Here is a 16,253-nt window from a genome sequence, read left to right as displayed (position 1 = left end):
AGCGTAGGAACCGGCGTGAGGGTGTTGACCTGTGGTGATGCGATCCGAAGATCGGACAGAGTCCATGTTCTGCACGGCTAACGCCCCGGCGCGGTGTCTTTCCGCCGTATTCCGGCTGTACCCGTGCCTTGGAAGGCGTATTTATTCCTTCTGTCGGTTACTGTTCCGAGAAACAATAGCCACCGTGACGTTACCGGACAGGCGAACCTTCCCCGTAGGCCCGGGCACCATATGGACAGTTGCGACGCGTAGGTCAGCCGGATTCCCGTGGAACCATCGTGGCATCGATGTCCAAGGCGGCAAGCGGATCCACGGCGGCAGCGAGACTCTGGGACGATGGTGCTCGTGACGGCACGAACGGTGGGCATCGTGGGCTTGGGCCGAATGGGGCTGACTCTGGCCGCTGGCTTCAGCAGAGCAGTCGAACCGGCACGATTGTTCGTCGCAGGTCGGTCGGTATCCAGCATCGAGCGCGTACGCGCTGCTGTACCTACCGCCACGGTGCTGCCGCCAGCCGACTTGGCTGACCGGGCTACCCTGGTTGTTCTGTGTGTGCGCAACGTGGACCTTCCTGACGTGCTCGCCGTTGTGCGTCCTCGACTTTCGGCGGAGCACATCGTGGTCACGATTAACAACGCACTGCCCCTGCCGAGGCTGGCGGACTCGGTTCCCTGTCCCGTTGCCAAGCTGATTCCCAGCGTCGGTAACGAGATCGGTGCGGGCGCGACGCTGCTCATGCCCGGCCCTGGTCTGAGCGAGGACGCCGTTGCCGAGTTGACGGAGTTGCTACAGGGGTTCTCCCGGCCGTTCGTGATCGGCGAGCGACAGGGCCGGGCAGCCACCGACCTGGCATCGTGCGGTCCGGCACTTCTGGCCAGTGTGGCCCAATCGATGATCGCAGCGCAGATCGAGCGCGGCGCGCCGCTACCCCCGGGTCTGGCCGAACAACTCCTCGCGCAGAGCATCGACGCCGTCAGCCGGCTGCTGGATCACGGGACGCCATTGGCCGAGATCGTGGACCGCGTCGTGGTTCCCGGCGGCAACACCGCCGCTGCCGTCGAGGCGAGCCGCGACGGTCTCGCCGCGGCGTGGCGGGCAGCGTTCTGGGCGACTGCCGACAACGAGCGATCCAAGCCCCTGCCCGCACTGTGATTCATCGTGCGGACAACGACCTTGGCCAGGGTGCCGGTCACGCCGCACAGCGTGCGTTCGGGGAGCCGTGGACGGTGTTGGTGTCGAACTGGCCAAACAGGACGCTCAACTGGCCGACTGAGGCCGACACCACCTCCCGGTGGTGATGACGATCGTCACCTGGACCCGGCCGGTGTGGCGCCGCGTCGACGGCCGCTACACCGAGACCGCCGTCGGGCCGTATGACGCGACACTTACCCGAGGGCCCAACAGTCGCACAACGTGATCGTCGGCGAAATGTCCGGACACATCCTCCGCCGAGCCTTCGGATCAGGCCGGGACGGAGGGCTCACGGGCCCTGGTGCCCGATGCTCAGGCGTATGTCCAGATTGAGGCGTACCCCGCCGTACGGGCGCACGTGCTGCCAGAACAGCGGGGTCGGGCCGCGCCGGCCGGACCCCGCGGCGACCGACTGGTACCCGAAGAAGGCTCTGGAAGAGGCACATCCGGTGCCGCTGCCGACCGAACCTTCACGGGGGTGTGGGAGGCGTCACCCGCCGTCCGCCGGGAGCATGTCGCCAGGCTGCGCCTGCGAGGAAACCTCCGCCCGCATCACCGCCGAGCACGACCCCGCCGCTCGTCGGCACTCCCGCTGACGACCTCGTGCTTCTACCCGCGACGGATTGCCGCTGACCAGGGCTAACGACCATCCGATGTACTTCGTGGCAGCGTCGTTAACGAAAGGCCAACTCGTGGCCTGCCGCACCGTGGCCGAGGAACTGGCCGACCTGGCCACCGCCCCGCCGCCTCCGGAACACCGATCCCCGAGAGCGTGCTTGCGACCAGGCATGTGGGGTCAGGCCTGGGCGATGGCGCCTTCGATGAGCGCGACGGCGGCGCGAGGGTCGTCGACCTGTACGACGAGGCGGGCGTAGCGCTCATCCGTCAGTTCGATGACGATGGCCTTGGCGGGGTTCTGGACGTCCCAGAAGACCCGCTCGCCGTCCAGGTGGAAGGTACCGGCGGTGATCACGCCGGGCAGGTGCGTCCCCGGGGCGCGGATGCCCTTGGTTTCATTGATCATGCCCGGATCGGCGGTGGCGCCGCGGACGTTGGACAGGGGAATGGTCAGACTGCTCTTCAGTGCCCAGAGCTTGTCCAGCCCCTCGATGACGACGACCAGCGTGTCGCCGTCGATGTGCACTCGTGCCATTTCATGCTCCTTAGAGGGAAGGGTCAGGATTGTGCGGGAAGAGGTGTCGCGCCAGAGCGGCGCCCGCCTGTTCGGGTCCGGCACCGGATGACGCCGTCCTGGCGCGCAGCCGGAGTCCGAGCAGCGACGAGGTCAGGGCGCCCCTCAGCGCCGGCGTGGGGATTGCGCCGGTCGGGCCGATGGCAAGTGCCTCGTCGAGGGCGTCCAGGACCGCGGTGACCTCGGCGGCGACCTCCGGGTCGGCCGGCGCGTGTTCGAGCGCCGCCATCAGGACCAGGTCCAGGGCCGAACTGTCCCCTTGGCCGGTCAGCGCCCGGCGCACCGCTTCGGCGAGGTCGTTGGCCTCGCCGATCGCGAGGATCAGCGGACGCACCTGGTTTTCCACATGCCACCGCAAGGCGGCCATGTACAGACCCCGCTTGCTGCCGAAAATCTTGTACAGGCTGTTGCGATGTATGCCGAGGTGGGCGACCAGGTCGTCGATGGAGACGCCGTCGTATGCCCGGTGGGCGAACAGCGCTGCCGCCGCTCGCACCACCTCGGTCTCGTCAAAACCTCTCGGTCGGCCCATGTGATGATCATAGCCGGTTTAGGAACAATCAGTCAAGAACGATCGTTCCTAAACCGGCGGACACCAGGCGGGCCTCAGGGAGACGTGGAAGTGGGGGCCTCGGGGATCAGGGTGCGGCGGACCGAAAATGTCGTTAAAGGAACCCGGCGCGGTTCATATGGCTGATCGGCGGGGCAGCTGCACTCGTGAACACACCCATCGAGGGGGTAGACCAAGTTCGGGAGAAAGGGGCAGTCACGTCGCTGACCACGGCTTTCATGGGGACCCGGGCAAACGGCGCTGAGCCCCGCCCGCTTGGTACGGCACCAGGTCCCCGAGAGCCGGCGGTGTAGCGCTCATTGCTGTTGCGTCAGGATTCCATCCCGGAAGGGCTTAGCCCCTGAACGCCTCATTCGCAGAAGCACTCTCCGTCGCCCTGCTCCTGGCGGTGCTGGCCTGCGCGGTGATCCGGCCGTGGGGCTGGCCGGAGGCCATCGTGGCCGTCCCCGCCGCCGGAGTGGTCATCGCCACAGGCGCGATCTCCCTCGACCACGCGGCAGCCGAGGCCGCCCGGCTGGGGCCGGTGATCGGCTTTCTCGCGGCCGTGCTTGTCCTGGCCCAGCTGTGCGACGACGAGGGGCTGTTCCACGCCTGCGGTGCCTGGATGGCCCGCCGGGCGGCCGGGCGCCCCCGGCGCCTTCTCGTCCTTGTCTTCGTGACGGCCTCCCTGATCACCGCGGTGCTCAGTCTGGACGCCACGGTGGTGCTGCTGACCCCGGTGGTGTTCGCCACCGCCGCCCGGCTGGGCGCCCGAGCGAAGCCGCACGTCTACGCCTGCATCCATCTGTCGAACACCGCCTCACTGCTGCTGCCGGTCTCCAACCTCACCAACCTGCTGGTCTTCGCCGCCAGCGGCCTGACCTTCACCCGCTTCGCCGCCCTGATGGCTCTACCCTGGCTGGTCGCGATCGGTGCCGAGTACGTGGTGATTCGCCGCTTCTTCGCCATCGACCTGGACGCGGGCGCCGAGGCCCCGCCCACCGACGAGCCCCGCGAACTACCGCTGTTCGCCCTGCTCACGGTGGCGGGCACCCTGGCGGGCTTCGTCCTGACCTCGGTGGTCGGCATCAACCCGGCCTGGGCGGCGGCCGCGGGCGCGGCTGTCCTGGCGGCCCGCGCCCTGGCCCAGCGCCGCACCACCCCCACGGCGATCGTCCGGGCCGCGGCCCTGCCGTTCTGCGCCTTCGTGCTGGCCCTGGGCATCGTGGTGCGCGCGGTGGTCGACAACGGCCTCGCGGACGCCCTGGGCCACGTGATACCCGCCGGCACCGAACTCCCGGCCCTCCTCGCCATCGCGGGACTGGCAGCCGTACTGGCGAACCTCATCAACAACCTGCCCGCCGTCCTGGTCCTGCTCCCCCTGACCGCCCCCACCGGCCCGGGCGCCGTCCTGGCCGTCCTCCTCGGCGTGAACATCGGCCCGAACCTCACCTACGCCGGCTCCCTGGCCACCCTGCTGTGGCGGCGCATCGTGCGCGGACACGACACCGACGTGGAACTGGGCGAGTTCACCCGGCTCGGCCTGTTCGCCGTGCCCGCCGCCCTGCTGCTCTCGGTGGTGGCACTGTGGGTCTCGCTCCAAGCGATCGGAGGCTGAACACCGTGACCGTCATCGTCTGGATCGTGGAGGGCACCTGGCCCGCCTGCGTCGACGCCGCGCGTACCCACACAGCCGCAGACGCCGACATCGTGCTGCTGCACGTCACCGGCCACGAGGTGCCGGGCGCCGCGCACGGCGCCTACGCCGGACTGCTGGGCCGCGCACGCCCCGACCGTGACCCCGGCACCGCCGTGGAACGCCTGGCCGCCGCCTCCGCCGAACAGCTCCTGGCCGGCGCGGCCGAGCGGCTGGGACGCCCGTGTACTCGCCAAGAGCGCTCGGGCCGCGTCGAACGGGAAGTCGTGACCGCCGCACAAGGCGCTGACCTGCTCATCCTCGCCCGCGACGGCGACCGCACCCACCTCGGTCCCCGCAGCCTCGGCCCCGCCAGCCGCTTCATCGTCGACCACGCCTCCTGCCCCGTCCTGCTGGTCTGGCCGGAGACCGCACCCAGCATGGCCCCTCACCCGCCGCACCACCGCTAGCCACGGCCAGGCCGGCGCCGCTCCGGTACAAGAGCAAGGGCTTGAACACGGACCCACCTAACTCGACAGCCACGAATACGACATAGTCGGTTACGGCAGGGCGCCAGTATTTCATCCGGGCCGGAAAGGATCCGTGCCTCGAGGGTCCATTCGCCAGGAACGGCCGGCCCTCTACGGTGGGCCAGCTGTTCCTCGGGGTGACTTGTCCTCTTCAGAGGTCGGCAACGGGAGTTGTTACCGCGCGCCGGTAGGCCGCGGATTGATCCCGGGGATGTCTTTGGCCGAGCCAGGCCAGCATCGGGTCCGCCTCTGTCAGGGCGGCGTGAGCGGTTCCACGCGGCTGCCGCTGTTGCGGGCCGCGACGGCGTGCCCGCGGCACACCAGCGTCTCGACTCCGGTGGTGTCGATGAGGCGGTGGGTGGCGGGCTCGGCGCACGGTGCTTTGTCGTGGCCGTAGCTCCAGACGCGGGCGCAGTCGCGGACGGTGCAGCGGGTGGTGCTGCCGATCGAGGCGAGGGTGGCGCCGTGTTCGGGGCACGCTCCCCAGCTCATGGCGCAGAAGGTGAACGGGCGGTAGGCGAGGCGGGTAAGGTCGGCGGCGGTCTCCAGCAGGTCGTAGGCGGCCTGGCGGACCAGGCTGGCGGCGTCCGGCAGCCGGGATCCGGCGCGACCCGCAGGGTCGGTTTGTGACAGGTCGCCGGCCAGCGTCTCGATGGCGGCCGCCAACTTCTCAGCCCGGTTGGCCAGTTCGCGTATCTGTTTGGGGGTGGGAGTGGCCGAGGTGGACATCGTGGTCACTCCTTTTCTGCTGTGGATGATCGGGCCAGTCTGGAGGCCAGCTCGGGGCGGATCGCAACAGACCGATAACTGCCCTCAGCGCATGCCGACATGGCCACCTTCGCCATGGAGGCGTTGTCAGGCCGTGACGCCGGCCAAGGCCCAGGCCCGGCTCCGCGAGACCGAGACGAAGCTGGCGGCCGGCCGCTGCGGCCGAGGCCCACGCCGACGCTCGGGGTACGCGCCAGGGACTCGCCGCCGAACGCCGCCACGGCGAAGACGAGCCCGAGCGGCTGCGCGACCAGCTCACGCAAGCCCGCCAGCAGGCCGCCGCAGTGGGCTCCATGGAAGCCGTGCATGGGGTTCTCCCGCTGCCAGCCAGCATCCTTCAGGTAGGGCCGCGGGGCGGGAGAGCCGTCCACCAAAGCCGCCGCGCCGGCCGGTGAGCACCACCAGTCACACCCTGGCGCGGCGGGCGGTGAAGGCGTAGCCGCAGCCCCAGCGCCGCGCAGCTGCCGCGGGAAAGTTCAACATAGGGGAGTGGGCGGGCTGGCGATGACCTCAGCGCCCCCGTGAGTCAACCTCTGGCTCACGCACCTCCGTGCTGTAGCCGCTGCCCAGTGCCTTCATCGCGACCCGGTGCAGGGCGGCGGCCAGGGTGGCGACCGCCTTGCGGCCAGCCCTCAACAGCGCCTGCTCGAGCGCCTGGCGGTCTTCGTCCGGCACCCCGCCGACTGGCCGGAGCGGGCCGTGCTGCTCTTCGAGCTGTTCGTACGCCATGGACCGCAGGCTCCTGCCGTAGCGCGGCACCGGCCGGACCGGCCCCGTCTACATCGGATGGGTCGGACCCCACCTGATCACCACCCGGACCAACTGACCTGCCGGGCCCAGCTACCGCCAACGCTCGCCTCCCGCGCCGCCCTCCCTCAGAGTCGCCTCACGACTTGGGCTCCGGTTTGGCCTCCGGTTTGCCTGCTCAGGCCTTGATAGCCGGCATCGCCAATATCTCCACGTTTCGGGTGGCGGACAGCAGCTCTAGCAGTCCTGATTGCCGTGCCTGGGTAATATCGGCGACCGATCCGGGACGTACCTGACCGCAGTAGAGCACCGCGCCATGGGCATCGGTGAGCACCATCGCCTTCATCGCGTTGATCCGGCTCTTTGCCCGAGACGAAACGAGCACGGTCCGCGGTACCGGCCGCCGGGCGGCGCACGCGGATCTCAGTCGCGTCCAAGATGGCTCTCTGCCCGCTGTCACCCAGGTAAGCGATCACCTCGGCCAACGTGGTGAGTCTGTGGCCGGGGGCGATGCGGCATCCGCGCTGGGCAAGCAGCGGGCGGATCTGCCCGATGGCGCGAATGATACCGCCAGCACGTCCACCGGCAATCCGGTGACACGCCTGTTGTTCACCACGATCGAACGCCTGACAATTCTCGCCACACGTAGCTCAACGATCACTTACGCCGCAGGCCACGGCTAACCATGCACGAGGTCGTAAGCGGTCCCGCCGGTAAGTCGTTCGGGGGTCAGTGGCGGAGGTAAAGACAGCTGTCATTCCAGACGCTGACCTACACGGCCATGGCCGCCGCCTCCCGTATGGCGGTGACGGCCGCCGTCGGGATGTAGTTCTCAGGCACGCCATCGACCAGGATGAGGTCGGTCTCGATGTGCCGCGAGCGCAGCGGCGCGATCTCCCGATACGCGGGAGAATCCCACCACGCTCGCGCCTCGGCGATCCCTGGGAACCCGAGCATCACGACATGTCCGGGCCAGTTGCCCTCCTTCACCTCGTGCTGGGTGGCGTGGACGAGGTAGCGGCCGCCGTACGGCTCGAAGGTGGCGGGGAGTCGTTCGATGTACTCGGCGATCTCCGGGTGCGGGGCTGCCTCCTGCAGGTGGGCGATGACGTAGGCCGGCACGGTGTCCTCCCGGTGGGGTTTGTTCGGTGCGCTGCGTGCGCTGCCGATCCTGCCACCCCCTTCGTAGGCAGGGCGATTACCTGACAGGTAGGCGATCTGGCGCCGCAGGCCGACTTGTGGCATTCGTTTGGGAACTAGCCAGCGGGCGCATCTGGTGGGACCGAGCCGGGCACGGCAGGGATGCACCGAAGATTTCTGGGTGCAGCTCTTCTGTAGCGACTGGTTGACCTGGGCGTTTGTCGTTGTGACTGTTTGATCGCGAGAGGGGAACGCCAGCGCCACTGCGTTCACCGCGGTGTCAACACCCGGCCGCTCCGACCTCATCGAGCACTTCGCAGGCTCTGGGCCCAGCGGCGAAGCTCGGTGGCGGCCTCGTCGGGGGTAAGGGAGCCGCGTTCCAGGTGAACCTCCTGAAGATGCCGGATCGCGGCCCCCACCAGCGGGGACGACGGGATGCCGAGCACCTCCATCACCGCCCTGCCGTCGAGTACGACGGGGACATCGTCACGCCTGACGTACCTGTCACGTTCGGCGGCGGCGCGGGTATCGGCCTCCTCCTTCGCACGACGCGCCGCCTCCCAGGCGTCGTAGTCGGCGGCGTCCAGGGCACGCACGTCCGCCCGGCGCCACCCCTCCATGTCGCGCTCCTGCCCGAAACCGACCGCGTCGAAGAGGTCCAGCGCAGCCGTTCCGACCGCTCCGAGGCGCGCGAGCATGGCGTTGATCGGCCAGTCCTCGCACGGTCCCGCAATCGCAGGGATCCAGGCGTGCTCGGGACCCCAGGTCTGACGGCCGTTCTCCCACAGGGCAGCGGTCTGGCTGCCGTCACCACCCCAGAAGTCCGCCTCCACGTAAGCGACGCGACCGCCGCGTGACCAGTCCTCCAGCCTCTCGGCGAACGCCGGGGACATACACGTGAACGGCCCGGCCTCCCGCCGTACGTCGGTCAGCTCGTTGAAAACCCCGTTGGTAACCGGCAGCAGCCCCAAGCGTTGCCGAAGCGGCACCACCACAGCCCGCGGCACATCATCCGACAGGAACCGGAGATGGTCGAAGTCACCGACAACACCGCGCAGCACGTACGACATGCCCGCACCCTAGATCGGGCAGCGGCATAGAATCAGCACGTTTCATAGGTCGGACGTCGCGGTGTCGACCATCTTCAACGAGCGTGCAGGGTATAGCTCGTCCTCAATCGCCGGAGCGATCACGCGGTGAGTGCGTATCCGTCCGGGTAGCGGGTCCGGCGAGGTCGTTCGGTTCGTCGGCGTGTGCCGCGGCGAGAGCCAGGTCCACCTCGACGGGCATCCCCTGGTTCACCAGGCATGTGCGTACGGCTTGGCCCGCCTGGCCTGGTGCGGATTTCTCCAGGCGGGTGGGCAGGCCAAGCGATGCTTCACGAAGCGGCGGGGGCCCGGCCGGTGAGTTCGGCGGTGGCCGCGTCGGTGCGGGCCCTGCTGCCCCAGAACCACTCCAGGTGGGCCTCCCGCCGCCGGTCGGCGAGCCACTCGTCGAAGATCCGCCGTTCGACGAGCAGGCGGGTGAGCTCGTCCAGCGCGGCGGGCTCCACGGCCAGCACCCGCGCCACGCAGAACCCGCCGTCCGGCAGCCGCACGGGCCCGAGTACGTCCCCGGCGCCGGCCCGCTCGGCGGCCGAGCCGAACAACATGACGAGCTCGTCCCTGTGGTTGGCCTCCATCCGGCACGTGGCCACGCCCGCGAGCACGCCCTCCATCGCCGCCGCGAGCGGGTCGGCGCCGTCGCGCAGCCGAGCGGCGGCCTCCCGCGCACCATCGGCGGCGGCGTAACGCAGCCGGACCAGACGCAGCCGGTCGAAGTCCGCACGATGGGCGGCGAAGTGCTCCTCGACCAGGTTCGCGACCACGTCGCGCCGCAGCTCGGCCACCGCTGCCTCACCTGCCACGATCTGCTCCAGCCTGGCGTGGCTCAGGCCGCGCTCGGTCATCCAGCGGCGCGTCGCCTCGCCGGTGAGCAGGCCGCGGGCCCTGCGGAAGGCGTCCATCGCGTGCTGGAGCCGGTCGGGGGGCAGCTCCGTGTCCCTGGCGGCCAGGACGTGGTCGACGAGGACGGCGTCGACCAGCCGGCGGGCCAGCCGGCCGTCCTCCCACAACACGTCGAGCGCCGAGACGGCCTCCTCCCACGTCACCTCGGCGCCGTTGACGGCCAGCAGGACATGGTTGCCCGACCGCTGACCTCCGCGAAGGGGCCACGGGATCGCGCGGTCGGGCGCCACGGACAGCGACACGGTCTCGCCGCACGCACTCTCCCCGGGCGCGGTCTCGCCGAACGCGGGGAACAGCAGGTCGTAGTGGAAGTCGCCGGTGGCCTCCTCGCGCTGCCACAGCAGCCGCATCGGCGTCCCGGGATGGCGGGCGCGCAGCGACGCCAGCCGCTCACGGGCGTCCTGCGGCGGTACGCCGTCCAGGCCGCGAAGCCATTCCAGCGCGTCGGCGAGCAGGTTCACGTCAGTCCTCTCGTTGGATGTCATGGCCCGGCCAGCAGGTCGCAGAGCGCCTGACTGATCGGCAGGCCGGTCAGGTCCTCGATCCACAACCACTGGCCGTTGGGGTTGATCTCCAGGAACACGTACCGGCCGTCCGGGGTGAGGATCAGGTCGATGGCGCCGTAGACGAGGCCGAGGCGTTCGGTCAGCGCCACGCAGCGGTCGGCGACCTCGCCGGGCAGCCGGTGGACGGCGTGCCTGGTGGCGCCGAGGTCGTAGTTCCGCCAGTCGGTGCCGGCCCGGTTGCTGTCCTGGGAGTGGATCTCGGCCGCGAACACCGCCCGCCCGACGACCGTGACCCGCAGCTCCGCCCGCTTGGGCACGTACGTCTGCATGATGACAGGGCAGAACCGCAGCCCCGCCGCATAGGCCACGTCCCGGCCCGAGACGAACTCGCACTTGCGCACCACCGTGTGCCCCGCGGCGAGGCCCTCCACCCACGGCTGCCCCAGTGGCTTGGTGATGACGTTCCCGTCATGCCGGTTGTGGAAGTCCCAAAGAGCCTGTGCCGAGCCCGTGACCAGCGTCTCCGGGATCTCGAACCCGAGTCGGGCGGCCAGCGTGAGCTGGGACGGCTTGTGCCTGGCACGCGTGATCGCCGACTCCCTGCCGGGAACGGCACGGCACGGCAGGAACTCCCACAGGCCGGCGAGCACGGCGGCCGACTCCCGTACGGTGTGGCCGGCCACGGCGGGATCGGTGATCGCCGGGTGCGGCGACGGCGGACGGGGGCGCCGCCACCACACGGCGGTCACCGAGTCCAGGTCGAGCGTGCCCGACGGGGTGTGCAGCAGCCGCCTGGTGGCCCCGCCGCCGTCGTAGGCCAGCTCGATCTGCGCCCGGGCGGGATGGTCCCCGTTGTCGAAGACACTGGTACGGACCCCGCGCCGGGCCAGCAGCTCCCTGACCCGGTCGGCGTGGGTGTCACCGTCGCAGGTGAGGATGAGGACATGGGGGCGGGACACGGAACTCCTCGAAGTGTGCGGAAGAAATAGGGACCGCTGTCCCCGTGGGGGCGGGGACAGCGGTCGGGTGATCGCGGGATCAGTCCATCCCGCACCAGCCCGGCGGGTCGAAGTAGCACATCATGACGTCACCCCAGACGGGGTCCTGACCGCCGTTGATGCCGCCGAGCGTGCTCTCGTCGAGTTCGGCGCCGATGGGGGTGATGTCCCCCAGTTCGGTACGCGGCATGACGTTCACGCAACTCTCCTTCTCAGTAGTCGTGCTGGCAGATGCCCGGCGGGTCGAACACCGACAGGCGCTTGCACTGCTCCTCGTCGTACATTCCGCCGTTGATGGCGCCGAGTGTGCTCTCGTCGAGTTCGGCGCCGATGGGGGTGATGTCCCCGAGTTCGGTACGCGGCATGACGTTCATGCGCTTCCCTCCCTTCTGGTGTCGTGGAGCAGCCTGCCGAGCCTGACTTGTGATCACCTTGAACCGGCTTGAGAGGCGTTGTCGGCCAGCTGGGCGCGTATCAAGGACGCGTACAGGCCGTCGGCCGCCACCAGCCGGTCATGGGTGCCGCCCTCGACGATCCGGCCTCCGTCGAGCACCACGATCAGGTCGGCGTCCCTGATCGTGCTCAGGCGGTGGGCGATCACGATCCTGGTCTGCGGAAGGGCGTCGAGGTTCGCGCTCAGCGCCGCCTCGGTCCTGGTGTCGAGGTGGCTGGTGGCCTCGTCGAGAAGCAGGATCTCAGGCCGGCCGAGGATGGCCCTGGCCAGGGCGATGCGCTGGCGCTGCCCGCCGGACAGCCCACCGCCCTCGGTGAGCGGCGTGTGGTAGCCGAGCGGCATGGCGGCGATGTCGTCGTGCACGCACGCCAGCCTCGCCGCCTGGACCACCTCGTCCTGGCCGGCGTCAGGGTTGCCCAGGCGGATGTTGTCGGCGATCGAACCGGTGAACAGCGCCGGCTCCTGCGTGACCACGCCGAACCTGGGCCGCACCGTACCGGTGTACCTGATCCGGCCTTCGACGGGGTGGACCAGGCCGAGCAGCAGGCGCGCCAGCGTGGTCTTGCCCGACCCCGACCTGCCGACGAGAGCGACCTTCTGGCCGGGGGCGATACGCAGATCGACCCCGCGCACGATCCAGTGGCTCTCCTGCGCGTAACGGAAGCCGACTCCGGCCAGCTCGATCCAGGTCCGCGGGCTGCTGACGGGGGGCGGGGGCGGCGACAGGGGCTCCGGCGCGGCCGCCCAGATGTCGGCCAGCCGTTCCGCCTGCGCACGGGCGGTCTGCAGGCCGCGCAGGCTCCTGGTCAGCGAGGTCAGCGGCGCGAGGGCGGCGGCGGCCAGGGCCAGCGTGCCCATCAGCGCGCCGGGAGTGAGCCGGCCCTGCGTGGCCTGCCACGCGCCCGCCCACAGCAGCACTAGCGGCGCGGCGAACGCCAGCGCCGCGAGCAGGCTGTCCTGAAGCCCCTGCGCCGACGAGCTGCGTCGCGCCCGCTCGGCCTGGGCGGTCAGCAGTCCTGTCCAGCGTTCCAGGATCTGGGTCTCCGCCCCGGCCGACTTGACCGTCTCGACGCCTCTGACGGCCTCGACCAGCAGGCCCTGCGCCTCGTTGCGCGCCTCCTGCTCGCGGTGCGCCAGCTCGCGGATCCGCCGCCGGGTGCCGAGCAGCACCACCACCTGCGCCGCGACCAGGACGAGGAGGGCCGAGCCGAGCAGCGGCGACCGTACGGTGACCGCGATCAGGTAGCCGGCCGCGAGCGGTGCGTCGAGCAGGACCGACAGCACCTGCCCGGTGAGCACCTCGCGCAGCACGCCGGCCGAGTTGATCCGCGAGACCAGATCGGCGGACCCCCGATGGGCGAAGAACCGGAACGGCAGGGCGAGCAGCCGCCTGGCCAGACCGTCGAACAACACCGTGTCCGCCCGCGCCCGCAGCACGACCAGCGCCCACGACCTCAGCCCGCCCACCGCGAGATGGGCGAGCGCGGCCCCGGCCGCGGCCGCCCCCACCAGCGGCAGCGCGCCCATCTCGCCGCCGCCGAGGACCCGGTCGACCACGTACTCCGTGAGCGCGGGCAGCACCAGGCCGAACCCCTGCAGGAGCAGGCTGAGCAGCACCAGGACGGCCACGAGAGCGCGATGGTCCAGCACGCTGAACCGGGCGTAACGCGCCCACCAGGGCCGCCGATCGCCGAAGCGCCCGCGTACGAAGCCGTTCCCCGGGGTGAAGGTGAGCATCACGCCGCTGTAGTCGCGGGCGAACTCCTCGCCGGTCACCCTGACCCGCCCACGACCGGGATCGATGATCGTGACCAGGTCGCCGGCCACACGCTCCACGACCACGAAGTGCCTGCCTTGCCAGTGCGCGACGGCCGGGAGCACGATCCGCGGCACCTGGGCGGCCGGCAGCGCGAGCGCGCGGGTGTCGAGTCCGTGCGCGCGGGCGACGCGCACCAGGGCCAGCGCGCTCGCGCCGTCCCTGCCCGCGCCCAACTCGGCGGAGAGCACGGGCAGCGGGACGCGGCGCCCGTACGCGCCGAGGACCATCGCCAGGCACGCGGCACCGCATTCGACCATGCTGTGCTGGAGTACAACGGGAACACGCATGGAGCGGCAGTCTTCGCCACGCCCCTTTGAACCGGGTTGTAACCGCTTGGAACGCCTTCCAAGCGGCCTTCATCCGGGTCCGGACGCCGGCCCAGCCGCCTCGTCGAGGTGGCGATCGAGATCCTCGACGCCGGTGGTGAGAGCGCCCTGACCATCCGCGCGCTCACGGCTCAGCCGCGAACAGGGCGACGCGTTCGCCGCTGCCATCGACGATCTGATCATCCGGCAAGGCTGGGGACGCTGGGCGCTGGAGAGACTGAACACCGGTGAGTTCATCGGCTTCACCGGCCTGCCTTCGAAGCGCCCTTCATGCCGGCCACGGAGATCGCCTGGCGGCTCGGCCGCGCGGCGTGGGGCCGCGGCTACGCGACAGAAGCGGCCACCGCCGCGCTCGACTTCGCCTTCGACCGTCTCGGCCTGGACGACCCCAGCTGCGCCTTGGCCGCCGCCTGATCGAGGAAGCGGCCGGGGTTAACAGCAGCTCCGCACGATGGTCGGGAGTTGGGAGCGCCGGGCCCGTTCACCAGCACCGCCTGATCATCGCGAGGTCGGGCTCGACCCGATACCCGGCCGCGCCGACAGGTCGGCCTCCGCCGTCAGCGCGCGAAGTTCGGGCACATCGGCGGGGACACCAAGCCATCCGACGCGGCACCGTATCCGATCGTGCGGAGGTGGCGGCGGCTCGGGCTGGCCCCAGGGACGGTCGCCATCGAAGAATCAACCGGATCCCCGTTGGAAGAGGAGGTAAGGATCTTGCCGTGTCGCTCGCCGGAGCGGGGTCCATCGCGGGCCGGCTCAGGATCTGATCGGCAGGTCCTTGCGCGCCTGTTCCAGGTCGGTTCCCAGATCCACAGCCGGTGCTGGGGCGGCACCTGGTGGTAACCGTACAGGCCGACCGGGGAGGGTCCGCAGGTCCACGCACGCGCTGGTAGGCCTGACCGATCGCCGCGGCCGGGTCGTCCAGGACTTGGACGCCGAGCTTGAGGCAGGCCCGTTACTCATATCCCAGTAGCAGGTCGGCGCCGAATCGTGCCCCGGCGCCGCGCTGGTGTGTCCAGGCTGCCTCGGCCTCGGCCAGCAGCAGGTTCAGGTCGGACGCGGGCGGGATGGAGGGGTAGATGACGAAGGTGGCCGCCCATCCTGCGGCGATCATGTTCAGGTTGAACGTGCGCCGGCGCGGGTCGTCACGCGGTGGCAGCGGGTCGGCGGCGCCGCTTGTGGGTCGCAACGATCTGCCTGGCTGAGATTCCATCCTGCCGGGTGGTGCCGTCTCACACCTTGGGGTGATGTCTGCCGGTGACGTCCGGCCTAGGTTCGATGTCGTGTCCTTTCCACGTCTGCGCCTTCCGCTGGTGATCTCCCTTTTTGTGCTCGCCGTGCTGCTCGGCTCGACGGCACCGGCCCATGCCGGTGGCGAACGGCTGGTCGACGACTACCGCGATCCGCGCTACACCAAGATCACATCGAGCTAGATCCTCGCGCCCGCACGAAACGAGGTCATCATGACTGCGTCCCCCACGCGCTCCGCTTCTGCCAGATCAACTATCACTGATGTCACGTGGTTCTTCGCGATCGCCGTCCTGCTGTGTTTCGCGCTGTCCGTTCCGATGGTCTTCCGGCTCGTCCCGACGGACTTCTACAACCTGATCACTCCGATCATGCAACAGACCCCGCTGCTCGCAGCGATCATCATGTGGCTTGCCCGGCGACCCGGAACGTTCCGAGAGACGTTCGCCACCAGGTGGCGCGGCACACCCAAGTGGGCCAGCATCGGCATCGGCCTCATCGCCGCGATCGCCGCGGTCCAAACCGCCATCGCACTGGCATGGGGGATCTGGCAGCTCAACCCGCTCGACCAGATCTTCACGGCGACCATGTGGATCGTTCCGGTCTTCCTCATGCAGTCGGTCTTCGCCATCGGCGAAGAGTTCGGCTGGCGCGGCTGGCTGGCGACGCGCGCCGCGTCATGGGGATTCTGGCCGCTGGCCCTTGTCAGCGGTCTGGTCTGGATCGTCTGGCACCTGCCGGTCCTCGCCGTCATCGGTGATCGACCGCCCTGGGACATCGTTATCTACTACGCGGGCATGCTGCCATGGGCGCCGCTGTTGCTCGCACTTCGCTGGCAGTCGGGGAGTGTCTGGCCCGCGGTTTTGACGCACGGAGCGATCAACAGCGTCCGGGTGTACCTGCTGCAATCCGTCCCCAACGCAACGGATCACCTGCTCATCGAAGTGATCGGCTGGGTGCTCACGCTCGCCGCTGCCGTGTGGCTGATGCGCCCGAGCCGGGCGCAGCTCGTCCGCGGGTCTGTTGAAGGTTAGGTTGATTCCTTGCTCGAGTTCGGCCGTTATCCCGTTGCGCAAGCCCAAGCCAGAGCCTCGTCCTCGATTTTCGCGAGGTCGGGCTGCGCGGGCCGGGTAGCGCGAGAT

Annotated in this window: 20 protein-coding genes; 7 read left to right on the top strand and 13 right to left on the bottom strand. The window is 69.8% G+C overall.

Going from position 1 to position 16,253, the window contains the following annotated elements; genetic code table 11:
- The first annotated feature begins 336 nt into the window (after nt 1-336).
- Nucleotides 337-1,152, top strand: coding sequence for a pyrroline-5-carboxylate reductase dimerization domain-containing protein (locus tag ABZX22_RS21320; protein WP_354911608.1), 816 nt, complete (start codon nt 337-339; stop codon nt 1,150-1,152).
- An 835-nt stretch (nt 1,153-1,987) separates the two neighbouring features.
- Here the strand turns inward: ABZX22_RS21320 and ABZX22_RS21315 are convergent.
- Together ABZX22_RS21315 and ABZX22_RS21310 are read right to left on the bottom strand one after the other, a co-directional pair.
- Nucleotides 1,988-2,344, bottom strand: a complete 357-nt coding sequence (locus ABZX22_RS21315; RefSeq protein ID WP_354911606.1) for a hypothetical protein — start codon at nt 2,342-2,344, stop codon at nt 1,988-1,990.
- A gap of 10 nt (nt 2,345-2,354) precedes the next feature.
- The gene (locus tag ABZX22_RS21310) at nt 2,355-2,915 is read right to left on the bottom strand and encodes a TetR/AcrR family transcriptional regulator (protein ID WP_354911603.1); all 561 of its coding nucleotides are present in this window, start codon (nt 2,913-2,915) and stop codon (nt 2,355-2,357) included.
- Between the two features lie 427 nt (nt 2,916-3,342).
- Between ABZX22_RS21310 and ABZX22_RS21305 the strand changes: the two genes are divergently transcribed.
- Nucleotides 3,343-4,551, top strand: a complete 1,209-nt coding sequence (locus ABZX22_RS21305; protein ID WP_354911600.1) for an SLC13 family permease — start codon at nt 3,343-3,345, stop codon at nt 4,549-4,551.
- A 5-nt stretch (nt 4,552-4,556) separates the two neighbouring features.
- Nucleotides 4,557-5,039 carry a universal stress protein gene (locus ABZX22_RS21300; RefSeq protein ID WP_354911597.1) on the top strand — a complete coding sequence of 161 codons (483 nt, stop codon included), beginning with the start codon at nt 4,557-4,559 and terminating at the stop codon, nt 5,037-5,039.
- A 312-nt stretch (nt 5,040-5,351) separates the two neighbouring features.
- Here the strand turns inward: ABZX22_RS21300 and ABZX22_RS21295 are convergent, their stop codons facing one another.
- From ABZX22_RS21295 to ABZX22_RS21285, 3 genes are all read right to left on the bottom strand, one after another.
- Entirely contained in the window at nt 5,352-5,828 is a 477-nt protein-coding gene (locus tag ABZX22_RS21295; RefSeq protein WP_354911595.1) for a hypothetical protein, read from the bottom strand.
- 549 nt (nt 5,829-6,377) lie between these two features.
- Nucleotides 6,378-6,596, bottom strand: coding sequence for a hypothetical protein (locus ABZX22_RS21290; protein WP_354911592.1), 219 nt, complete (start codon nt 6,594-6,596; stop codon nt 6,378-6,380).
- Between the two features lie 196 nt (nt 6,597-6,792).
- Nucleotides 6,793-6,960, bottom strand: a complete 168-nt coding sequence (locus tag ABZX22_RS21285) for a hypothetical protein (protein WP_354911589.1) — start codon at nt 6,958-6,960, stop codon at nt 6,793-6,795.
- On the opposite strand from ABZX22_RS21285, the gene ABZX22_RS21280 reads away from it, so the two are divergent.
- Nucleotides 6,941-7,297, top strand: a complete 357-nt coding sequence (locus ABZX22_RS21280; RefSeq protein ID WP_354911587.1) for a hypothetical protein — start codon at nt 6,941-6,943, stop codon at nt 7,295-7,297. The genes ABZX22_RS21285 and ABZX22_RS21280 overlap by 20 nt on opposite strands.
- Nucleotides 7,298-7,385: 88 nt before the next feature.
- On the opposite strand, the gene ABZX22_RS21275 is transcribed toward ABZX22_RS21280, so the two are convergent.
- The 7 genes from ABZX22_RS21275 to ABZX22_RS21245 all read right to left on the bottom strand — a co-directional run bounded on the left by ABZX22_RS21275 (nt 7,386) and on the right by ABZX22_RS21245 (nt 13,824).
- Complete coding sequence (locus tag ABZX22_RS21275; RefSeq protein WP_354911584.1) at nt 7,386-7,736, bottom strand: DUF1330 domain-containing protein; 351 nt, start codon at nt 7,734-7,736, stop codon at nt 7,386-7,388.
- 320 nt (nt 7,737-8,056) lie between these two features.
- On the bottom strand, nt 8,057-8,824 hold the full coding sequence (locus ABZX22_RS21270) for a hypothetical protein (protein ID WP_354911581.1): 768 nt from the start codon (nt 8,822-8,824) through the stop codon (nt 8,057-8,059).
- Between the two features lie 308 nt (nt 8,825-9,132).
- Nucleotides 9,133-10,245, bottom strand: a complete 1,113-nt coding sequence (locus tag ABZX22_RS21265; protein ID WP_354911579.1) for a TIGR04500 family putative peptide maturation system protein — start codon at nt 10,243-10,245, stop codon at nt 9,133-9,135.
- Nucleotides 10,242-11,225, bottom strand: a complete 984-nt coding sequence (locus tag ABZX22_RS21260; RefSeq protein ID WP_354911577.1) for an MvdC/MvdD family ATP grasp protein — start codon at nt 11,223-11,225, stop codon at nt 10,242-10,244. The genes ABZX22_RS21265 and ABZX22_RS21260 overlap by 4 nt, the downstream gene beginning before the upstream one ends.
- A gap of 79 nt (nt 11,226-11,304) precedes the next feature.
- Nucleotides 11,305-11,463: a hypothetical protein gene (locus tag ABZX22_RS21255; RefSeq protein WP_354911575.1), complete on the bottom strand. Its 159-nt coding sequence runs from the start codon at nt 11,461-11,463 to the stop codon at nt 11,305-11,307.
- Nucleotides 11,464-11,476: 13 nt separating this feature from the next.
- Nucleotides 11,477-11,638: a hypothetical protein gene (locus tag ABZX22_RS21250; RefSeq protein ID WP_354911573.1), complete on the bottom strand. Its 162-nt coding sequence runs from the start codon at nt 11,636-11,638 to the stop codon at nt 11,477-11,479.
- 53 nt (nt 11,639-11,691) lie between these two features.
- The gene (locus tag ABZX22_RS21245; RefSeq protein ID WP_354911571.1) at nt 11,692-13,824 is read right to left on the bottom strand and encodes a peptidase domain-containing ABC transporter; all 2,133 of its coding nucleotides are present in this window, start codon (nt 13,822-13,824) and stop codon (nt 11,692-11,694) included.
- Nucleotides 13,825-14,133: 309 nt separating this feature from the next.
- On the opposite strand from ABZX22_RS21245, the gene ABZX22_RS21240 reads away from it, so the two are divergent.
- Nucleotides 14,134-14,277, top strand: a complete 144-nt coding sequence (locus ABZX22_RS21240; protein ID WP_354911569.1) for a GNAT family N-acetyltransferase — start codon at nt 14,134-14,136, stop codon at nt 14,275-14,277.
- Between the two features lie 541 nt (nt 14,278-14,818).
- Here ABZX22_RS21240 and ABZX22_RS21235 read toward each other — a convergent pair.
- Nucleotides 14,819-15,052, bottom strand: a complete 234-nt coding sequence (locus ABZX22_RS21235; protein WP_354911566.1) for a hypothetical protein — start codon at nt 15,050-15,052, stop codon at nt 14,819-14,821.
- A 94-nt stretch (nt 15,053-15,146) separates the two neighbouring features.
- On the opposite strand from ABZX22_RS21235, the gene ABZX22_RS21230 reads away from it, so the two are divergent.
- Together ABZX22_RS21230 and ABZX22_RS21225 are read left to right on the top strand one after the other, a co-directional pair.
- Nucleotides 15,147-15,296 carry a hypothetical protein gene (locus tag ABZX22_RS21230; protein ID WP_354911565.1) on the top strand — a complete coding sequence of 50 codons (150 nt, stop codon included), beginning with the start codon at nt 15,147-15,149 and terminating at the stop codon, nt 15,294-15,296.
- Nucleotides 15,297-15,326: 30 nt separating this feature from the next.
- The gene (locus tag ABZX22_RS21225; protein ID WP_354911563.1) at nt 15,327-16,145 is read left to right on the top strand and encodes a CPBP family intramembrane glutamic endopeptidase; all 819 of its coding nucleotides are present in this window, start codon (nt 15,327-15,329) and stop codon (nt 16,143-16,145) included.
- The last annotated feature ends 108 nt before the right edge of the window (nt 16,146-16,253 follow it).

The organism is Nonomuraea sp. NPDC003804 (genome assembly GCF_040610675.1).
GTDB lineage: Bacteria > Actinomycetota > Actinomycetes > Streptosporangiales > Streptosporangiaceae > Nonomuraea.
The sequence above is the reverse complement of the archived record's forward strand: the minus strand, read 5'-3'. Positions and strand labels throughout refer to the sequence as shown.